Raw genomic sequence first — 18,459 nt, forward strand, 5'->3', positions numbered from 1 at the left:
CCTTGCGGTGTTTGATCTTCTGGTTCAGGTGCTTGCCGCGCCGGAACCAGATTTCCTGAGTGTGGGAAACCAGGAATCCGGGGTTGTCCACCATGGCCTTGACCTGGATTTCAAGCTTCCGCTTATCAAACCGATCATCGTCATCGAGAAAGGCAATGTAATCTGAGCGGGCGGCTTTGATCCCGGTGTTTCTGGCTGCGGCGGGGCCGGAATTTTCCCGGCGGATGTATCTGACCTTGCTCTCGTAAGCCTTGACAACTTCCGGGGTATCATCAGCCGAACCGTCATCCACCACGATTATCTCATATGGCGAATAGCTTTGCGCCAGGACCGAGTCTATGGCTTCCTGTAAAAAAGCGCTTCGGTTATACGTGGGAATGATGATACTGACGGCAGGTTTTATGCTTGGAGTTTGTTCCAATCCCTTCACCTTTGAGCCTTGAGCTTTCAGCGTTCAGCTTTATTCTCCTCACCCCTCACTCAGCACTCAGCACTCAGCCCTCAGCACTATTCTCTTAATCCAGATAGACAATCTCGCCGGAATGTTCGACATGAGTCGTGCCGTCATCAAGTTTCAGGACCAGCCCGCCTGAATTATCAAGATCAACAACCCTTGCTTCAAACTGGGGTTTTTCAAAGACATTGAATCCGAAACGAACCCGCCGGCCGATTGAATCACTCAATTTGCGCCAACTTCTGAAAAGCAGATGATCCGCTGGATTCTGCAGGTCGCGGTCATCGGATTCCTGCAGCAGGCGTTGTTCTTCAAAATGCAACAAACCGATATTCCATGAAAGGGCAGCAAGGAGGCGTGCGGCAAACAAATTGAGGTCTGCCTCCCTTCCCAGAATGGTCTTCAATGAAACAGCATGGGGGGCAAGTTCGTCGGGAAAAACCGTATTGTTTACATTAATGCCGATGCCGATGAGCACATATTCTTCCCTGTGCAGATGACCGATGGCGGTTTCCGCAAGGATTCCGGCAATTTTCCTCCCCTGCACATGGACATCATTGACCCATTTAATCGTCGCATCGAGGTCATAGCGACGCAGGGTTTCACAACAGGCAACCCCTGCAGCAAGGGGATATAATCGGGAGGTTTCGGGGAGGAGGGTATTGACCAGAACCAGGGTGAGCCAGACACCTCCGGCAGGGGCATGCCAGCTTCTTCGGAACCGCCCCTTGCCGCCGGTAAGCTCGTCGGCAAGGATTGCCATGCCGCTGGGGAAGGATGTCTCTTCATTCTCATGAATTCTGATCAACCCCCTGGCATGATCCATGCCCCGGGCAAGACTTTCATGCATTTCGATGATCGAGCCAACATGACCGCCGTAACGGAAAACAACCTCAACCGTTTGCCGCGGCGAACCCTTCACCCGCAGGGGTATCTCTTCATCAACTATGATCTGCCGAACAAGTGCTGGAGAAAGAGAAACGTCTACTCCCATTCGGCCTTGACACGCGTGATAATTTTCTGGATAAGGGGTAATTTCTCGGAAGAGCAGACCCCGATCAGCGGTTCACCCTGATCAACATTGACTCCGGGTTTAAAATACACCGAATGGATGATTCCGGGCTCGCCTGTATAATAGACCGGTGTGTCCCGCTTCATCAACGACATGACGAGAATTTCATCGCCAGGATTGACCGTCACTCCACGCTGGCCGTATTTTTCTATTTTTGATTGCGTTTCCAGCGAGAAAAAATATTTCGCCCGTTCAGGGGCGACAAAAGGAAACAGGACCTTTTTAAGGATGCTTTCAATGATTTCCTTCTTCTTCAGAGGATGCCGGATGGTAAGAATTTTTTCACCGGCCTCAACAAACTGCCCTTCAAGATCATCCCTGATCGACGAGACTTCACCGTTGGTCGATGAAAAAAATGATTTGGGATTTCTTTCCCGCTGCAGAATAAACAACAGCGAACCGGGTTTCTGAGTCCACTTGCCGCTTTTGCCTTCAACAGCATCGCCCTTGCTTACCTTAAATCTGATCCTTCCCGTATGGGTTGTATGGATATCAACATAATCATACGGGTCAGAGCGGTACTTGGTCAGCACCTCATCAAAATCTATTTCCTGCTCCATTTCATCCACGGCCATACTCACTCAAATCACCTATAATAGTAACTACTGAGGTTGTTTAGACTATAGCCTGAAGGCTGTTAACTTTACCCAGTGATCGAACCGGAATACAAAAAAACCGTCTCTTTCTTTTACAAAACACCCACAGCCTGTCAGCCTGAACAGTTACCTGTAATAAAGATTCCGACCACCCATGGTGAGCAGAGACTTGTGCAGATTGCGCCTGAACTCCCGGCGGTCCCAGATACCTTGTATATGTCCTCTTCTCAGAGCATTCCTGGACTTATGATAATCCGGTGGAATGTCTTCACCGGTGGTCTCCCTGATCACCCCTTCTCCGGCAAAACCGATGCGGCTTGACCGTATGGCGAACTGATAGGGCGAACAACCCAGGAAACTGGCCACCGGCCCGGCATAGGAATTGATATCATACACAACGATATACAATCCACCGTTATCTATATATTCCCGCACCGCCATGGTACATTTCGGCATCTGTACGACACCCAGGGTCCCTTCGTGGATTCTGATGCCGCCGGTTGTGTGGACATAGGCCAGAAGCGGCCGTCTGCGGATCTTGGCTGACTCGCAGGCCAGCACGAATTTCTCGCCTTCGGCAGCGCCCACCGTGCCGTTTCTGAAATTGCTGTACAGCAGAGCAACCACCAGATCGACCCCCATGACCTGCGCATCAAAGGTTATGATTGCGCTATTGCGGCCCGTCTTGCTGCACGCGGTTTTCAGCTTGCTTTCATATCCGAAAAAACCAAGGGGGTCCTTGGCGCAGATATCGGCATTGAACTCACGAAAGGAATCCTGATCAAATAGATTTTTCAGATACCATTCGTACTCAAGAGGAAAATGGTGCCCGCAGTTTTCACAGACGCCGCAGAATTCACCATAAAGGTCCGGCACCCAGAGATCCTTGCACCCGTGCTTTTCAGCATTGGGGCAGGACACGGTTCTGTCCTCATTGGCCAGATGGCTTGTATACTGCTCGCCGAATTTCAAATCTTCCTCGGCTCCGGCAGGTCGGCCGGCAACCGCCTTGACGATCTTATTCTCCGGTTTTCTGGATATGAAATTATATGCCGCACTGAACGGCGCAGAAACCTGTTTGATTAAAACAGAGCCTTCGCCGTGCACATCCTCAAACACTTTGCGCACCTGCTTCTGCTGGCTTTTGAGAACATCATAACGAAAAGAGTAATAGACCCTGGCCGCAAGTTTGGTTACTGTCCGAAAAAAAGCTGAGCTGGCTCCCTTTTTACCGTCAAATGCGTGGGTCGCCATATTCCGGTATTTCCTGGAGCGCTGGGCCAGAAGCCTTCTCACTTCATCGCTCTGCAATTCCCAGGAAATATTGAGATGCGGTTTTTCAACGGTGGGATCCTCGACCTTTTTCATTTTCACTTCATAGGCTCTGAAGGCCCGCAGACTCTTGGTCTTCAACACCACTTCATCGGTGGCGCGAATTATCTCAAACCGCAACCGCTTGAAAAAAACAAAATCATCGCGCTTTGCTCCCAGGGGAGGCTCCTGAATTATCCGGTCAATGGTTCCAAGGCGCAGATTATCTTCGGCAGTAATCCGCAAACGCTCGGCGGTTGCCTCGATCATTTCCTTGGGGACTTTTTCTCCCTCGCGGAATTTTCCGTCAATGGCCGCGCCGCCTTCAGGAGATATTACCGAATAATAACCATGGGAGAACATCATGCGCTGGTCGGCCATACCAATGGCCTCGGCGCCGCCGGAACCGCCCTCCGAGGTAACCGAGATCATCGGTACCCGTAATTTTGCCATGACATAGAGGTTTCTGGCAATCTGCTGGGCCGCGCCGGGATAGTCCTCCACTGGAAAAGCTCCCGGGGTAAATACATAAAAATGGATGGGAATGCCTTCGGTCTCGGCAACCCGCATGTAGCGCAGGGCCTTTTCATTGCCCCACGGTTTGGCGGAACCGCCGTTTCGGTATTCCTCGCCATGACCCTTTTCATGGCCGATGACCATGACCTGCCGGGTAACAACCCGGTTTTTAAAGCGGCGCAATATATTCGCCCGGGCAGCAACCATGGCCGGATCGATATTGATATCCTCCTCGCCGCCAAGCTCGGTGAAATCGTCATAGACGTTTTCAAGAATATCCTTGAGAGAAAAGCGCTGGGGATTACGGACAATCCGCACCCTTTCCATGGAGGTCAGGTTTTCTTCGCAGCGATCTTCCAGAAAAGACAGGGAATCTTCAAGAGCCCGCACCTGTTCCGCAAGACCTTCAACTGTATGATCATAGAAAGAATCCCGCAGCTGATTGATTTTACTTACAAGGCCAGCAAGGTTGCCCCATTCACTGCCTTCCTTAATCTGGGAAAGGTAGTTTATCCGCTCTTCAGCTTTGAGGAGCCGCTTTCTTAAATCTTCCATCTAGTTAGTTTCCGTTTGTCAAAAAGTAAGTAACCTATCAATATTTGCACGAAGATAGGAGAGGTTTGTAATTATCGGATTGCCGGCGGCGTTCTGTCCTTCTATTATAATCTCATCGAGAAACCGACGGCCTCTCTGCTTCGCCTCGTCTATGGAATCTCCCCAGACAAGGGCCAGCGCGAGATTGGGATCATAGTCGCTGGGGATGACATAGGGCCGGTCCGAAGGGACGTGGGTATAAACCGCCGACCAACTGTGCTTGGGATATAGGAATTTTGAGATGGTGCCAATCCAGGGCGCAAACCCTCTTTGCGTATCTTCGGCAACTATGCGAAATTCTATGGTTGCCCCCTTGAACTCTATATCATTCTGGGTGTAGCCCAGTCTGTCACCAAGGGCCAGGCGGATCTGCTCCCGGATAAGATTCGGCTGTTTGCCGTGAATATAACTGAACCGTCCGGACACATCATTTTCAACCTGTATCCTGGTATTCACCTCAAGGAGATAGGGCTGACCGTCGCGGGCGACAATCCACTCCCAGGTGCCGACATTATCGTATCGGACATGGGATGCAAGACGCAGGGAATACTCGACAATTTTATCAAGAACTTCGGATGCATTGAAATCATAGACGAAACAGCCGTCGTCAAAACCGGGCGCCGCTTCAAGACGTTTCTGGCGGCCGGTGCTCTGGATGGTACAGTTTCTGGTGCCGAAATGCACCCGCTCGCCGTGCCGGCTGCAGGTCAACTGCACTTCAAGGTGATTATAATCCCTCAGGCATTGCTCAATCAACACGCCGGGGTCGCCGAATTGCCGTTTGGCATAATTCTGCACCTGGCGGTAAACCCGCCGGAACTGCTCGATGCGCTTGACCTCTTCAATGCCCATGCCACCGCCACCTGCAGCGGCCTTTACCAGTATGGACGGGTTTTCGATCTTCCTGGCGATCTGGTCATCGAGTAATTGATCGGCAATCTCCTCAGCCTCGATTTCATTATAAATAGGGCCGTCAGTTCCCGGGATTGTCGGAATTCCCAGGCGATTCGCAACCCGCTTGGTATTTATCTTATCACCAAGATCCCGGACAACTTCCCATTTCGGCCCGATAAAGGTAAGGGGCCGGTCACGGACAGTCACCCGTCTTGCAAAACGATAATCTTCTGAAAAAAAGCCGTAACCCGGATGAATGGCTGTGCATTTGGTGTGATCTGCAACTGAAAGGATATCATTGGGATCGGTGTAGCTTGAAATCCGCCAGACCTTGTCGCGGTTCTTCTTACTGTCAAGGTTGAGACGAACATGTTTCGAATCCATGTCCGCATCAGTATAAACCAGGACATAATCAAGGCCCAGGTCCTTACATGCTTCCATGATTCTGAGGGCGATCTCTCCCCGGTTGGCTATTAAGACTTTATCTTTCAAGTTATCCTGCCCTCGTCAAAAATCGAATCTGAATTATCGCCCCAAGGAATATCTGAAATTCAGAGGCGGCTTACGCGTCGGCATTGTGCTTTCTAACGATGCCGACAAATTAAACTATCGTATAGGATTATTTCAATAAGTTTCAACAAAGATTAACGTCCCGGTGTCTCAGAGTGCCGCCAGCCTGATCCTTCCGGGAGGTTATTTACTGACAGTTACACGAAAATCATTTGTGGACGGATGATAAATATTTTTAATTACTCCTGGAAAAAAGAGAAATCGATATCCATGTCAGACATTACGTCTTTAAACAATAACCACAAATAAAAATAAAGGACGGCGTTATACCGATTTTAGCGCAAGACGTCAATTTTTTTTCTTGACAAGCTGTCGTTTTTCTCTTAGCCATGAACTTTACTAACCACCTTGATTCAGTAATAAAAATCATGTTATAAAAACCATGATGACGAACCAAGTCCTGCAAAACTAATAACAAAATCGCAAAAAGTCTCTCCGCGATCAACAGGGCACGGTATTCTTGCCAGATTACCGCATTCTGCCTCGGAACCGGCCTTATTACGATATCGGCATCGTTGATAAACGAAAGTAACGAGACTTCGCGGCATGCGCGCTCTGCGAGACTCCGGAATCACGATTCGGACAAGATACACCTATACCATAAATTATAAAAAGTTTAAATTTGATTAAATCGCTGAAAGTCTCGCAACAATCAACAGGTCCAGACACATTGAATCGTATCCTGACGAAGTCCCTTTTGCAATCATGCTTTTCGGTGTGCAGATACTCATGCTTCCTGGCGACTTTTACAAATAAAAACCAAGCACTTCATCAAACCTGATGGACAATCCCCCTGCTCACGAATCCGGTGAATCATCACTGTTTAAACGCCTGCTTCAGTATATCGGCATAAACCGTTCCCCTGATACTGCGGAAGACCTGGAACAGGAAATCCACGAACTTCTTGAAGAAGGCGAAGAATCCGGCCTCATCTCTTCCCGGGAAGGCCAGATGATAAGCAGCATTCTCGAATTCCGGGATACCCTTGTCCATGAAATAATGACGCCGCGCTCTGAAATTATTTCAGCAGAAGCTTCGGAACCCATCAGTAAAATTATTTCCATAATCAACGAGAGTGGGTTTTCGCGTATCCCAATATACACGGACAATAAACCTGATGAAATTATCGGGGTTCTCCATGCAAAAGATTTGCTTACCGGTATATTTGCCGAACCTCAACCCAGTGCAGGAGAAATGGCCAAGTCGGCGTCTTTTGTTCACGAACAGCAGAAAATTGTCGATATCCTGCGTGATTTCCAGAACAATAAAAACCATATGGCCATTGTAACCGATGAATTCGGCGGGGTGCGCGGACTGGTTACCCTTGAGGATGTTCTTGAGGAAATCGTCGGCGAAATCAATGATGAATACGACACCCTGGAGCAACCCTGGAAAATCATCAAAGACAACACCATACTCACCGACGCCAAGGTAAATGTTGAAGACATTGAATCATTTTTTAAAAACAAGCTTCCGGAAGGCCCCTATGAATCCATTGGCGGCCTGGTCATCCATAAACTCGGCCGTGTCCCGCTGAAAGGCACCGAGATTGAAATTGATGGCCTCCATATTCAAGTCATCGCGGCAACTAAGCGCCGAATACTCACCTTGAAAATTCAAAAAATCAGTTAGCATTCATCCGGAAGCTATAGGTTCCGGATGGGAACCAGTTAATTACTGTCTGTCCACCAGCGAGCCACGCCCATTAGTTATTTGAAATCCACCATAACCATTAAATCAAGCCTGCCGGCCGTCCTTTCGGGTTTGCTGTTATATGCTTCGTCTCCGGGCTTCGTGGGCTTTGCGCCGCTTGCCTGGGGGGCACTTGTTCCTCTGCTGCTGATCATCAAGAATGCCGAACCCAAACGGGCATCCCTTTACGGCCTGATCTGCGGCATGGTCTTTTATACGCTGCTCCTCTATTGGATTGTCATCGTCCTGGGCAAATACGGCTATCTTCCCTTGTGGATCTCGATCCCGGCCCTCCTGCTGCTTGCTTTTTATCTGAGCCTTTATATTGCGGCCTTTGCGGGGATCTGCAGCTGGGCGATGAAAAGGACGCAGGTACTGATTATCGCGCCACCTCTCTGGGTCGCCCTTGATTACCTGCGGGGCCTGCTGTTTACCGGTTTCCCGTGGCAGGATCTGGGATATTCCCAATTCAAGTTCCCGGTTATCATCCAGCTTGCCGATCTTTTCGGGCATCACGCCCTTACCTTTCTGATCCTTGTCGCCAATTGCATTATTTTTTCTGCCTGCTCGCTTTTCATCGAAAGGCGAAACGAACCTGCGGCCACGAATCATAGGCGGGCAATCCTCATCGGCCTGATCATCCTCACCGCTTTTATGGGATATAACCTTGTACGCTTCAATCAATTCGCAGACAAGCTCGAGTCGGCAGAATCAATCTCCGTCGCCGTTGTCCAGGGAAATGTGCCGCAGGATAAAAAATGGGTGCCGGAATTTCAGCGAAAAACATTAAATGACTATATCAGCCTTTCAGAATCAGCCCTGAAACAGGAAACTGTTGATCTTCTTATCTGGCCGGAGACTGCGCTTCCCTTCTACCCTCTGGAAAGCCATTATTACCCTGAACTCCTCAAGCGGCTGCTTAACAGGCAAAAAGTCAATCTGCTCACCGGCGCCCCTCACCGGCAGACCGCGCCTTCTCTGACCAAACGTGATTTTTACAACAGCGCCTTCATGATCAATTCGTCGGGGATCACGGGCAGATACGACAAGCAACACCTTGTGCCCTTTGGAGAATATGTGCCGATCCGAAAATTCCTGCCCTTTCTGGCGCCGCTGGTCCAGACAATCGGCGATTTCTCCGCCGGCCAAACACCATCACTGCTTGCCGGCAATAATGCCCTGGTAGGAACCTTGATCTGCTACGAAAGCATCTTCCCGGATCTTGCCAGGAAACAGGCCGCAGACGGCGCAAATATCCTGGTCAACATCACAAATGACGCATGGTTCGGGAGATCAAGCGCTCCGGAACAACATTTCTCCATGGCTGTATTCAGGGCCGTTGAAAACAGACGAAGCCTCGCTCGTGCCGCAAACACCGGGATCAGCGGATTCATAGATCCCCTTGGCAGGATCACTCAAAAGTCTCCCCTGTTCGAGGCGCTGTATCTGGTCGACCGCCTTCCTTTAATGGATGACTCAACATTCTTTACCAGGATCGGTCATTATTTTGCGCCTCTATGCCTGATGGCACTCCTTGTTCTGATAATTATCCTTGCGCGAAAAAAAATTGTTTCCCATAATTAACTAAAACAGTCAACCAATGAAAGATTGGAACTTCCCGCGCCAAGGGAAATACACTGCAGTATGGATGTTCAAAACAAAAGCAAATTTTATAAATAACGATTATATTAATTGTTTAGGCTGAAGCATTTCAGACTGTCTTTAAGGCTTACGGACCTGAAACAAGATATGACTGAGAGTACTGCCTTTATTTTTCTGTATTTTTAGATAACCCCCACTAACAATCAGGGAGAACACAGATATGTCTGCCGAACTCAAACAAAAGCTTCAAGACCTTCAAGAACGCCTCCTTGCCCTCCGAGACCATCTTTGAATTAGATCATAAAAAAGAGCTCATCCAGGAACTCGAACACAAGACACATTCACCCAATTTCTGGGAAAATGTCGAGGAAGCTCAGAAAATACAGAAAGAAATCGGCCGTCTGCAGGCACCAGTTGATGACTGGGAAACCTCTTTTAAGAATTGGGAGGAGGCTGATCTGCTTTTACAGATGTCCATAGAAGAAAAGGACGTTGACTCTGAAAAGGAAGCATCCCAGATCATTGCCGATCTGAATGCAAAGGTTGCCTCCTTCGAGCTTGAACGCATGTTCTCAGGCGAACATGACGCCAATAACGCCATGCTGACCATCCACGCCGGCGCCGGTGGCACGGAAGCTCAGGACTGGGTCAGCATACTTTTGCGCATGTACCTCCGATGGACAGAACAAAAGGATTTCAAGAGCGAGATACTGGACTATCTTCCAGGAGACGAAGCCGGGGTAAAAAGTGTGACGATCATGATCACCGGCAGAAACGCTTACGGACTTTTGCGATCGGAAATGGGCATTCATCGACTGGTTCGCATATCGCCCTTTGATGCCAGCGGCAGAAGGCATACCTCCTTTGCATCTGTTTTCATCTTCCCGGAACTTGACGACACAATCAACATCGACATCAACGATAAAGACCTTCGCATCGATACCTACAGGGCAAGCGGCGCAGGCGGTCAGCATGTAAACAAAACCAGCTCGGCGATCAGGATTACCCATCTGCCCACAGGAATTGTCGTACAATGTCAGAATGAAAGGTCCCAGCACCGGAATAAAGATACGGCAATGAAGATGTTAAAAACCCGTCTTTACGACCACGAAGAAAAATTACAGAAAAAAGATCAGCAGAAACTCCATGGCGACAAAAAGGAAATTGCCTGGGGCAGTCAGATCCGTTCCTATATCCTGCAACCATACAGGCTGATCAAAGATCACCGGACTGACCATGAAATCGGCAATGTCGACGCCGTCCTCGACGGCAACATTGACCCATTCATCAAGTCATATCTTCTCTGGCAACCATGAACCTGATCGCTTCGGGGCTCAGGCCGGCCGCAGGGTCCCTTCAGGAAATCATAAAACATCTGCGAATTATTAAAAGCCGCATTGTATTATCAATAAATTATCGTTCAAAGCACGTTTAGCAAAACAGCATGACTGAAAAAAGCAACAATGACTGCGCAAAATGCGGCGCCTGCACTTCTGTCTGTCCGGTATATCAAATTACCGGCAACGAGGCTCATACCGCCCGGGGCAAGCTGCACCTGATTTCGAAACTCCCAGGGCACAGCGATTCCGAAGTCTACGCCGAAATTCTGTCGAAATGCCTGCTCTGCGGCGCCTGCGCTAAAGTCTGCACCAGAAAAATCAATCCGCCCCTATTATTGGCCAAGGCCCGGAATCAAATCCCCAAAACATCCGGGGAACACCCTTTTCTCCAATATCTCCTGCGCAAATCTCTTTCATCATCAAACCTGCTGGCGGTCATTTCCGCCATGGGGGTCTCCCTTGATAAACTCACCAGGAACCTTCCTGCTGCTAGCGGTCTCCGCCTCCGACTTCCCCTTGCCCAGTGGAAAGCACAACCCCAAAAGAACAACACGCAACTCCCCCATGAGACAATTGCGTTTGACGAACAGACCTCAATCAATTATTTCAGCGGCTGTATGGCAACCTATCTTTGTCCGGCCATTTCCGTGGCAACCGCGAATCTCGCTCGCTCGATACGAAAAAAAACTCTGGTGAGGCAAGAAGGCCAGAACTGCTGCGGCCTTGCCGCCTTTTCAGCCGGCAAATTATCCGAAGCGCAAAATCTTGCAAAAAAAAATATCCTTGCATTTGAATCAAACCAGAAGCCGATTCTCACCTCATGCGGGTCCTGCTTCAAACATCTGAAAGATTATCCGGAGCTGCTGGCCGATGATCCGGATTGGCAAGGCCGTGCAAAAGATTTTGCAGACCGGATCTTGGAATTTTCTGCTTTTCTGCTTCAGGATAACAAGGTCGGAAGTGGGGATAAGCACGAGAAAAAAACATTCGTATCAACGAAAATCTTTTATCATGACCCGTGCCATCTTCGCCACAATGATAAATCAACAAAAGCACCCCGGACACTCCTGAATAGCATTCCCGGCGTAATCATCGTTGAAATGCCTGACGGGCCGCGTTGCTGCGGGCACGGCGGCCTTTTCCATCTCGCGCGGCCCAGATTATCCAAAAACATCAGGAATGTTTTTATGGAGGATTTCGAGTCCCTTACGGTTGACACGCTGACCTCGACCTGCAGCGCTTGCCTGATCCAACTCCAGACAAGCCTGGTGGAAACGAACAAATCAACGCCGGTAAAACACCTGGCCGTACTCCTTGAAGAACTTATCTCCGGCTCCTGAGTATGTCAAGAAACAGCCAATATGCACCGCATCAGATTCCCGATGATCCCGATTAACGGTGGATTTTGATCACATAGCGGGCTTGCGGAAAATAAATCAAGGAGTATAATGGCCCGGACAACACACAAAAAACCTCATAAGGATTGAAAATAATGAACAAAATTATCAATTGCATCTCCTTGACATTACTTCTGCTTACAGTGTTTGCAGCCGCGGCCCTTGCTGAGATTGAATGGCAGACCCTTCACACTATTCAGAGTGAAGCAAAGCCCATTGATATTGCATCCACCGTTGACGGCAAATGGATTTATGTTCTCACTGATGGGGGCAAAATCTCGGTGTATTCGGACAGCGGTGTACTTGAAGATACCCTTGACGTTGGCCAGGACATGGATAGAATCGCCGTGTCGGGGTTGAGCGTTGCGGGAATACCCGACAAACTTGTTTTAAGCAGCAGCAAAACCGGAAAAATCCAGGAAATCATCCTCGACTTTGTCGTCCAGATAAACACCAAAGGCGCGCCATTTATGGGACCTCCCGATATGACGCCGGAAAATGCACCGGTTGTGCTTACGGTCTTCAGCGATTTCCAGTGCCCTGCCTGTGCACGATTAAAGCCTTTGATGGAACAGGTGACCCAGCAATACCCGACCTCGCTTGTCCTGGTTTTCAAGCACTTCCCCTTGCCGAATCACCCGAAAGCCCGTCCCGCTGCCTGGGCCGCCATGGCCGCTCATCAGCAGGGGAAATTCTGGGCCTTTCACGATCTCTTGTTTGAAAACCAGAATTCTCTTACTGACGAAAAATATGAAGAACTCGCAAAAAAACTGGACCTGGATATAAATAAATTCAAAAAAGACAGCACCAGTCTTGCAATAAAAGAATATGTCGGGGATGATTTCAACGAAGGCCGCGCCCTTATGGTGAGCGGCACCCCATCTCTTTATGTTAACGGCAGAAAGCTCAAATCGAATTCAGCCGCAGGACTCAAACAAATTATTGACCGGGAGCTGGCAAAGCCCCCAAAAAAATAGGATGGAGCTCTGTTTCACCGACCCTCATCCAAAAACCGGCAAGAGCATTTTTAATCCTCCAGGCGGACCGGAGGATTAAAAATGCTGACAACTCCGGGACGGACATGGCCTTTTCAGCTATCATTTACACAAAAACCGAAGTTGAAACCTCTTTCCAATATCGAAGCCATTAACGTTGACAACGACTAAACTTACCTTTGAAGACAACGAAGCTGCCAAGCTTCTCTATGGTGACCTTAACAAAAATCTCACCGCTATTGAAAAATCGACAGGCGTCACAATTAAGGTGCGAGGCGCATCCATTTCAATTACCGGCCTGCAACATGAGACGGCAATTGCCCAAACCGCACTGAATCAGCTGTATAAACTCATCAAGACCGGTTACCCGGTTTATCCGGCCGATGTCGTGTATGCCTTGCGGATAATCGAACGTTCTCCCAGAACAGACCTTTTAGACATTTTTCTCGACAAGGTCTATATAACCGCAAGTCAGAGAGTCGTATCCCCAAAGAGTATTAATCAGAAACTGTATATAGAAAGCATCAGGAATAATGATATTGTTTTCGGAATCGGCCCGGCCGGCACCGGCAAAACCTACCTTGCGGTGGCCATGGCGATATCGGCTCTTGCAAGCGACCAGGTAAAACAGATCATCCTGGCCCGACCCGCGGTTGAAGCCGGCGAAAAACTCGGATTCCTTCCCGGCGATATGGCCCAGAAGGTGAACCCCTATCTCCGCCCGCTCCATGATGCATTAAACGACATGCTGGGTCTTGAAAAAAGTGCCGACCTCATTGAAAAAGGGGTCATTGAAATCGCCCCTCTGGCGTTCATGAGAGGACGCACCCTAAACAATGCTTTTGTAATTCTCGATGAAGCCCAGAACACAACCAACGAGCAGATGAAAATGTTTCTCACCCGCCTGGGCTTTAACTCACAAGCGGTAATAACCGGCGATATCACTCAGATAGACCTGCCCTCCACCAAGAAATCCGGGCTGGTCAAGGCCACCGGCATCCTCAAGGGTATCAAAGGGATTTCCTTCTGCACCTTTACTGATGTTGATGTGGTGCGGCATCCCCTGGTGCAGAATATAATCCGCGCCTACGAAAAAAAATCCAAATCTTCAACAAAATAATCCAGGTCATTGGATAAAAACCAAACCACAAAAAAAGCTAAGAACATAGATTATGCCTGTCCTCATCTCGTCAGAAATAGACCTGAATACTTACAATCTCAGTCTCCAGGCTCTTGCAGCAATAGCCGAAAAACTCCTCAATTTATCCAAAAGGACCGACTGGGAACTCAGCATTCTGCTGGTCTCGGATCAACGGATGGCCGAACTCAACGGGCAATACCGAAAAAAACCGGTGCCGACTAATGTTTTAGCCTTTCCCATGGATGACGAACCTGATAAACTCTCCCAGACCATGCTTGGCGATATCGTCATCTCCGTCGATACGGCAATCAGGGAGGCCGCACAGGAAAGCATCAGCCCACTAGAACGTATTGTGAAACTTCTTATCCACGGTTTCCTGCATCTTCTGGGTCATGATCATGAACGATCCGATGAAGAGGATGATTTCATGAGGGCTGAAGAAAAAAAAATCATCAAAGAACTTGATTTGATAATAAAGGAGATCTGACAATGGCCATACTCGCTGTAAATGTTGATCATGTTGCAACCCTTCGGCAGGCCCGCGGCATTGACGAACCAGACCCGATCCTTGCAGCGGGAATCTGCGAACTCGCTGGAGCAAAAGGCATTGTCGTCCATCTTCGCGAGGATCGACGCCATATACAGGAACGCGATGTCAGAATCCTCAGGGAAACGGTCAAAACAAAACTCAATCTGGAAATGGCTGCCTACGATGAAATAATTAAACTGGCCCTGGACATAGTACCGGACATGGTCACCCTGGTTCCTGAAAAAAGAGAAGAACTGACCACTGAGGGCGGTCTTGATGTTGCCGGCCAGAAAAAGAAAATCAGGCAGACTATTACCAAAATGAACAAGGCCGGCATCCCGGTAAGTCTTTTCATTGACCCGGATTCGAAACAAATAACGGCAGCCAAAGAGGTCGGCGCGACATTTGTAGAGATTCATACGGGAAGATATTGTGATGCGCGCACCGATGCAGAGGTGAATAAGGAATTCGGTTTAATCGTTATTGCTGCTGAAGAGGCATTTGAAGCGGGCTTACGAGTCAACGCCGGACATGGTCTCAATTATCGTAATACCACAAGGGTTGCGGAGATTGACTGTATTGACGAGCTGAGCATCGGCCATGCAATCATGGCCAGGGCGATTTTTGTGGGGATGGATCAGGCGGTGCGGGACATGCTGGCCCTGCTCTGAGAAAAGCCTGTCCTGAAAGAAAAATTTTCGGGGCTGAATAGCGTTTCAATACCCATCAATTTCTCTGGCTCCTAGTCCTGGTCCTTGTCCAGCGGAAGTAATTTCTTGCCCTGGGCGATATCTTGACGGGCGTCAAGCTCTTCACGCTGCATTTTGCGGATCAGTATCTGCTGGGATTGCTTATCAAAAAAAATTACGACCTGCTCTTCCGTCGCCGTCGTCATCCTCACCCCTTTGCCGATCCTGATTGTAACTCCGGGAAACACCGTGCCATACACATAAATACATTCGGTTACCATCCGGTCCAGAGTTTCCTGCAGTTCTTCAACCTGGGCCTGTAGTCCGTCAACCTTTTCCATCAATTTCGGCATAACGGTTTTATATTTGGTAAGCTTGGCAAGCCTTTCTTCGGGGAATTCATCCCCCTGTTCTTTCTTTATTTTCTCGAAGCCGCTGATGTTCTTGATGGTTTCGTTTAATCTTTCAGACCAGAGTGCAAAATCCGCATCAAGTTCCTTTTTCTGCTTCATGATGCCCGGAATCACCCCGACACCAACCTGAGTTGTCACTTCGGCATCAGAGCCAAGGTCATTGACATACATTGAAGCGCCGATGACCAACTCTCCTCCGATCACCCCACCTTTAATGGGCCCAATAAAATTTTTATTGACTCTGCCGGTGCATTGAACAAGAAAATCATTGAGAAAAAAATTACCGAAAGCCTCTATAACGCAATTATTTTCCATGAAATCCACATGAATGTCACCTTTGGCCCTGACCAGAGCATCGGGTCCGATCACCCCACCCTTGATAATCAGATTGCTTCCCGCAATAATCTGGGCGCTGTTGACTCCTTTAAGAATTTCAATATCGCCCCGGCATTTCACCTGGAAGCCTGGATGCACCTCGCCGCTGATGCTTATGGATTGCCCGCCAAAAACAATATTACCGACACTCATATCAACATCACCGTTAATGATATGATCCGGATACACTGCAGGTTTGCCGCCTTCCATCAGGTATTTGCCATCAACTTTAGCAAACACCTTGCTCCCGTCTTCAGACAGGTAAACTCCGGGACCGACTTTTAATTTCCTGTCCTTTCCTGGTCGGGTGCTAATTTCCCGACCGAGAACATCATGACCGGAAGTGCCGGAAGTGGGGGGGATTTTCTCGAGGAGCAGCAAATCTTTCTTCACATTAACAATATTCTGCAGTTCACGATGATCAACTCTGGCATTTTCGCCCTGGTGCTGTCTGGGCGTGGATACTAAAGCCGGTTTGATGTGGAGCTTTACATTTGCGTCCTTACCTTTTTCGGCAGGTGTTCCCCTGGCAACACAATAGGTCCCATCCTCCTGCAGTTCTGGCTCAGACAATAAACCGAAAACAACACCGTTTCCACTGATCTCCTTGAAAAGCTGAATCAGGTCAACCGCCTTCATACCCAATTCGTCCTTGGGCAGCAGAGTGGCTTCGAGCTTGTCGCGACTCAACTTCAAGAGAAAACGGTTGGCAAAAACCATTACCCCCTGTTTGATCAATACACTGTTTTCGGCCATTAATCTGATTATTCCCTAAACCAAAATGATTGCGGCAACAAAAGTACCCGACTGCTCCCACTTTTTGATCTTACTCCATCTTACAGCTCACTTTCAAGTCCGGCTATGTTGTCATGGGTTCCCAGGACAACAAGGATATCCCCCAGGAGAATATTCGTTTTAGGATTCGGATTAAAGAGCATGTCACCATGTTCACGCTTTATTGCCACAACTATCAGATCATATTTTTTGCGAATATCGGAATCCATTAAGGCACTGTTAATAAATCCGGCCTTTTCCGTGACCCTTAACTCCTCAAGACGCAATCCGAGTTCCCCGCCGTGAACGGTCAAGTCCAGGAAATCCACAACCGTTGGCCTGACAACCAACTGCGCCATCCTTACCGCGCCGATATGATACGGCGAAATCACCTTGTTGGCGCCTGCGCGAAGCAACTTGGTCTCCGTGCCTTCAATGCCACTTGAGCGGGCCATGATAAACAGAGCTGGGTTCAATCCCCTGGCTGAAAGGATTATGTAAACATTATCGGCATCCGAAGAAACAACTGCAATCAACCCCTTTGCCTCCATGATCCCGGCTTTCATCAACACATCATCATCGGAAGCCTGACCTTCCAGAACCAGGTAACCCAGTTCATCAACCCGGGTGACTTCTTGAGGATCAGTATCGATTACCACGAAAGGCCTCTGGTTCTCCTGGAGGTTCTTGCAGATAACCTTACCGATCCTACCGAAACCGCAAACGATATAATGATTCTTTAATTTGGAAACCTTCTTTTCCATGTTTCTCCTCCCAAAAATCCTCCGTAAACCGCCCTCAACAACGGCCTCAGTAACTTTACTGACAAGGTATAGAACAAATCCCACCCCGATGAGGATGAGCAGCATAGTGAAATATTTACCCACCGGGGTCAAATGCACAACTTCACCGTAGCCGACCGTGGTTATGGTTATCATGGTCATATAGAGACCGTCGCTAAAACTGCAGCCTTCTAAGAACATGTACCCATAAGTACCGAAAAGCAGGATCAGTAGAAGCAGTGCACTGCTTATAACAATTTTTTTCATTCAACTATCCTTGGCTGAAAAAAAATCAGTATCAATACTATTCCTCAAAGAAATGCTTCTTACTCCCTTGCTTGTTCCGACATTTATAAATAATCATATTTTTCAGCGATTTCCAAGCGTTATACTTTTAGTGTAAATTTTTTTATTTATTCCATGCCATGCTTTCGCCATCAAGAATGTTGTTTTGCAAATAATAGCCAAACCTCAAAGGCAGGTTTTTCCCTATGTTTCAAAAAAAACACGGACCCACCCCTGCAAAGCCCACTGTGCTATTCAGGTATAATGAATTGTTACCGATAAGAGTAATATACAACAAGATCAATGCAGGATAGCGCATAAGGATTACAAGAGATGACACACAAACAGGCAATAAAAATACTGATGAAAAGCCCTTTTTATTTCAGACTTGATCTGCAGGCACGAAAATTACTCGTCCGAGAATTCTGCTTGCTCTGT

The 18,459-nt window shown here is 48.4% G+C and carries 15 protein-coding genes; 8 read left to right on the forward strand and 7 right to left on the reverse strand.

Annotated elements, in window-relative coordinates:
• The 5 genes from KKE17_11235 to KKE17_11255 form a co-directional block, all read right to left on the reverse strand.
• The coding region (locus tag KKE17_11235; protein MBU1710567.1) for a glycosyltransferase at window positions 1-403 on the reverse strand (403 nt) is incomplete at its 3' end.
• Between the two features lie 112 nt (window positions 404-515).
• Window positions 516-1,448 (reverse strand): biotin--[acetyl-CoA-carboxylase] ligase, encoded by a 933-nt coding sequence (locus KKE17_11240; protein MBU1710568.1) that lies wholly within the window; start codon window positions 1,446-1,448, stop codon window positions 516-518.
• Window positions 1,439-2,086, reverse strand: a complete 648-nt coding sequence (locus KKE17_11245) for a hypothetical protein (GenBank protein MBU1710569.1) — start codon at window positions 2,084-2,086, stop codon at window positions 1,439-1,441. The genes KKE17_11240 and KKE17_11245 overlap by 10 nt, the downstream gene beginning before the upstream one ends.
• 162 nt (window positions 2,087-2,248) lie before the next feature.
• On the reverse strand, window positions 2,249-4,504 hold the full coding sequence (locus KKE17_11250; GenBank protein ID MBU1710570.1) for an acetyl-CoA carboxylase carboxyl transferase subunit alpha/beta: 2,256 nt from the start codon (window positions 4,502-4,504) through the stop codon (window positions 2,249-2,251).
• Window positions 4,505-4,522: 18 nt separating this feature from the next.
• Window positions 4,523-5,929: an acetyl-CoA carboxylase biotin carboxylase subunit gene (locus KKE17_11255; protein ID MBU1710571.1), complete on the reverse strand. Its 1,407-nt coding sequence runs from the start codon at window positions 5,927-5,929 to the stop codon at window positions 4,523-4,525.
• Between the two features lie 858 nt (window positions 5,930-6,787).
• On the opposite strand from KKE17_11255, the gene KKE17_11260 reads away from it, so the two are divergent.
• From KKE17_11260 to KKE17_11295, 8 genes are all read left to right on the forward strand, one after another.
• Window positions 6,788-7,639, forward strand: a complete 852-nt coding sequence (locus tag KKE17_11260) for a hemolysin family protein (GenBank protein MBU1710572.1) — start codon at window positions 6,788-6,790, stop codon at window positions 7,637-7,639.
• An 81-nt stretch (window positions 7,640-7,720) separates the two neighbouring features.
• Window positions 7,721-9,283, forward strand: coding sequence for an apolipoprotein N-acyltransferase (lnt, locus tag KKE17_11265; GenBank protein MBU1710573.1), 1,563 nt, complete (start codon window positions 7,721-7,723; stop codon window positions 9,281-9,283).
• A gap of 238 nt (window positions 9,284-9,521) precedes the next feature.
• A protein-coding gene (prfB, locus tag KKE17_11270; protein MBU1710574.1) for a peptide chain release factor 2 occupies window positions 9,522-10,617 on the forward strand; the annotation gives its coding sequence in 2 pieces (ribosomal slippage) (window positions 9,522-9,590 and window positions 9,592-10,617; 1,095 coding nt in all).
• A gap of 128 nt (window positions 10,618-10,745) precedes the next feature.
• Entirely contained in the window at window positions 10,746-11,981 is a 1,236-nt protein-coding gene (locus tag KKE17_11275; GenBank protein MBU1710575.1) for a (Fe-S)-binding protein, read from the forward strand.
• A gap of 152 nt (window positions 11,982-12,133) precedes the next feature.
• The gene (locus KKE17_11280) at window positions 12,134-13,015 is read left to right on the forward strand and encodes a DsbA family protein (GenBank protein ID MBU1710576.1); all 882 of its coding nucleotides are present in this window, start codon (window positions 12,134-12,136) and stop codon (window positions 13,013-13,015) included.
• A 175-nt stretch (window positions 13,016-13,190) separates the two neighbouring features.
• Entirely contained in the window at window positions 13,191-14,153 is a 963-nt protein-coding gene (locus KKE17_11285) for a PhoH family protein (GenBank protein ID MBU1710577.1), read from the forward strand.
• Between the two features lie 52 nt (window positions 14,154-14,205).
• A complete protein-coding gene (gene ybeY, locus KKE17_11290; GenBank protein ID MBU1710578.1) occupies window positions 14,206-14,661 on the forward strand; it encodes an rRNA maturation RNase YbeY in 456 nt (151 codons plus the stop codon).
• Window positions 14,662-14,663: 2 nt separating this feature from the next.
• Window positions 14,664-15,374, forward strand: coding sequence for a pyridoxine 5'-phosphate synthase (locus KKE17_11295; protein ID MBU1710579.1), 711 nt, complete (start codon window positions 14,664-14,666; stop codon window positions 15,372-15,374).
• A 71-nt stretch (window positions 15,375-15,445) separates the two neighbouring features.
• On the opposite strand, the gene KKE17_11300 is transcribed toward KKE17_11295, so the two are convergent.
• Both KKE17_11300 and KKE17_11305 read right to left on the reverse strand, forming a co-directional pair.
• Window positions 15,446-16,936 carry a FapA family protein gene (locus tag KKE17_11300; protein MBU1710580.1) on the reverse strand — a complete coding sequence of 497 codons (1,491 nt, stop codon included), beginning with the start codon at window positions 16,934-16,936 and terminating at the stop codon, window positions 15,446-15,448.
• A gap of 80 nt (window positions 16,937-17,016) precedes the next feature.
• Complete coding sequence (locus KKE17_11305) at window positions 17,017-18,003, reverse strand: potassium channel protein (GenBank protein ID MBU1710581.1); 987 nt, start codon at window positions 18,001-18,003, stop codon at window positions 17,017-17,019.
• Window positions 18,004-18,459: the final 456 nt, after the last annotated feature.

The sequence above is a fragment of the Pseudomonadota bacterium genome, from assembly GCA_018823135.1.
Taxonomy (GTDB): domain Bacteria; phylum Desulfobacterota; class Desulfobulbia; order Desulfobulbales; family CALZHT01; genus JAHJJF01.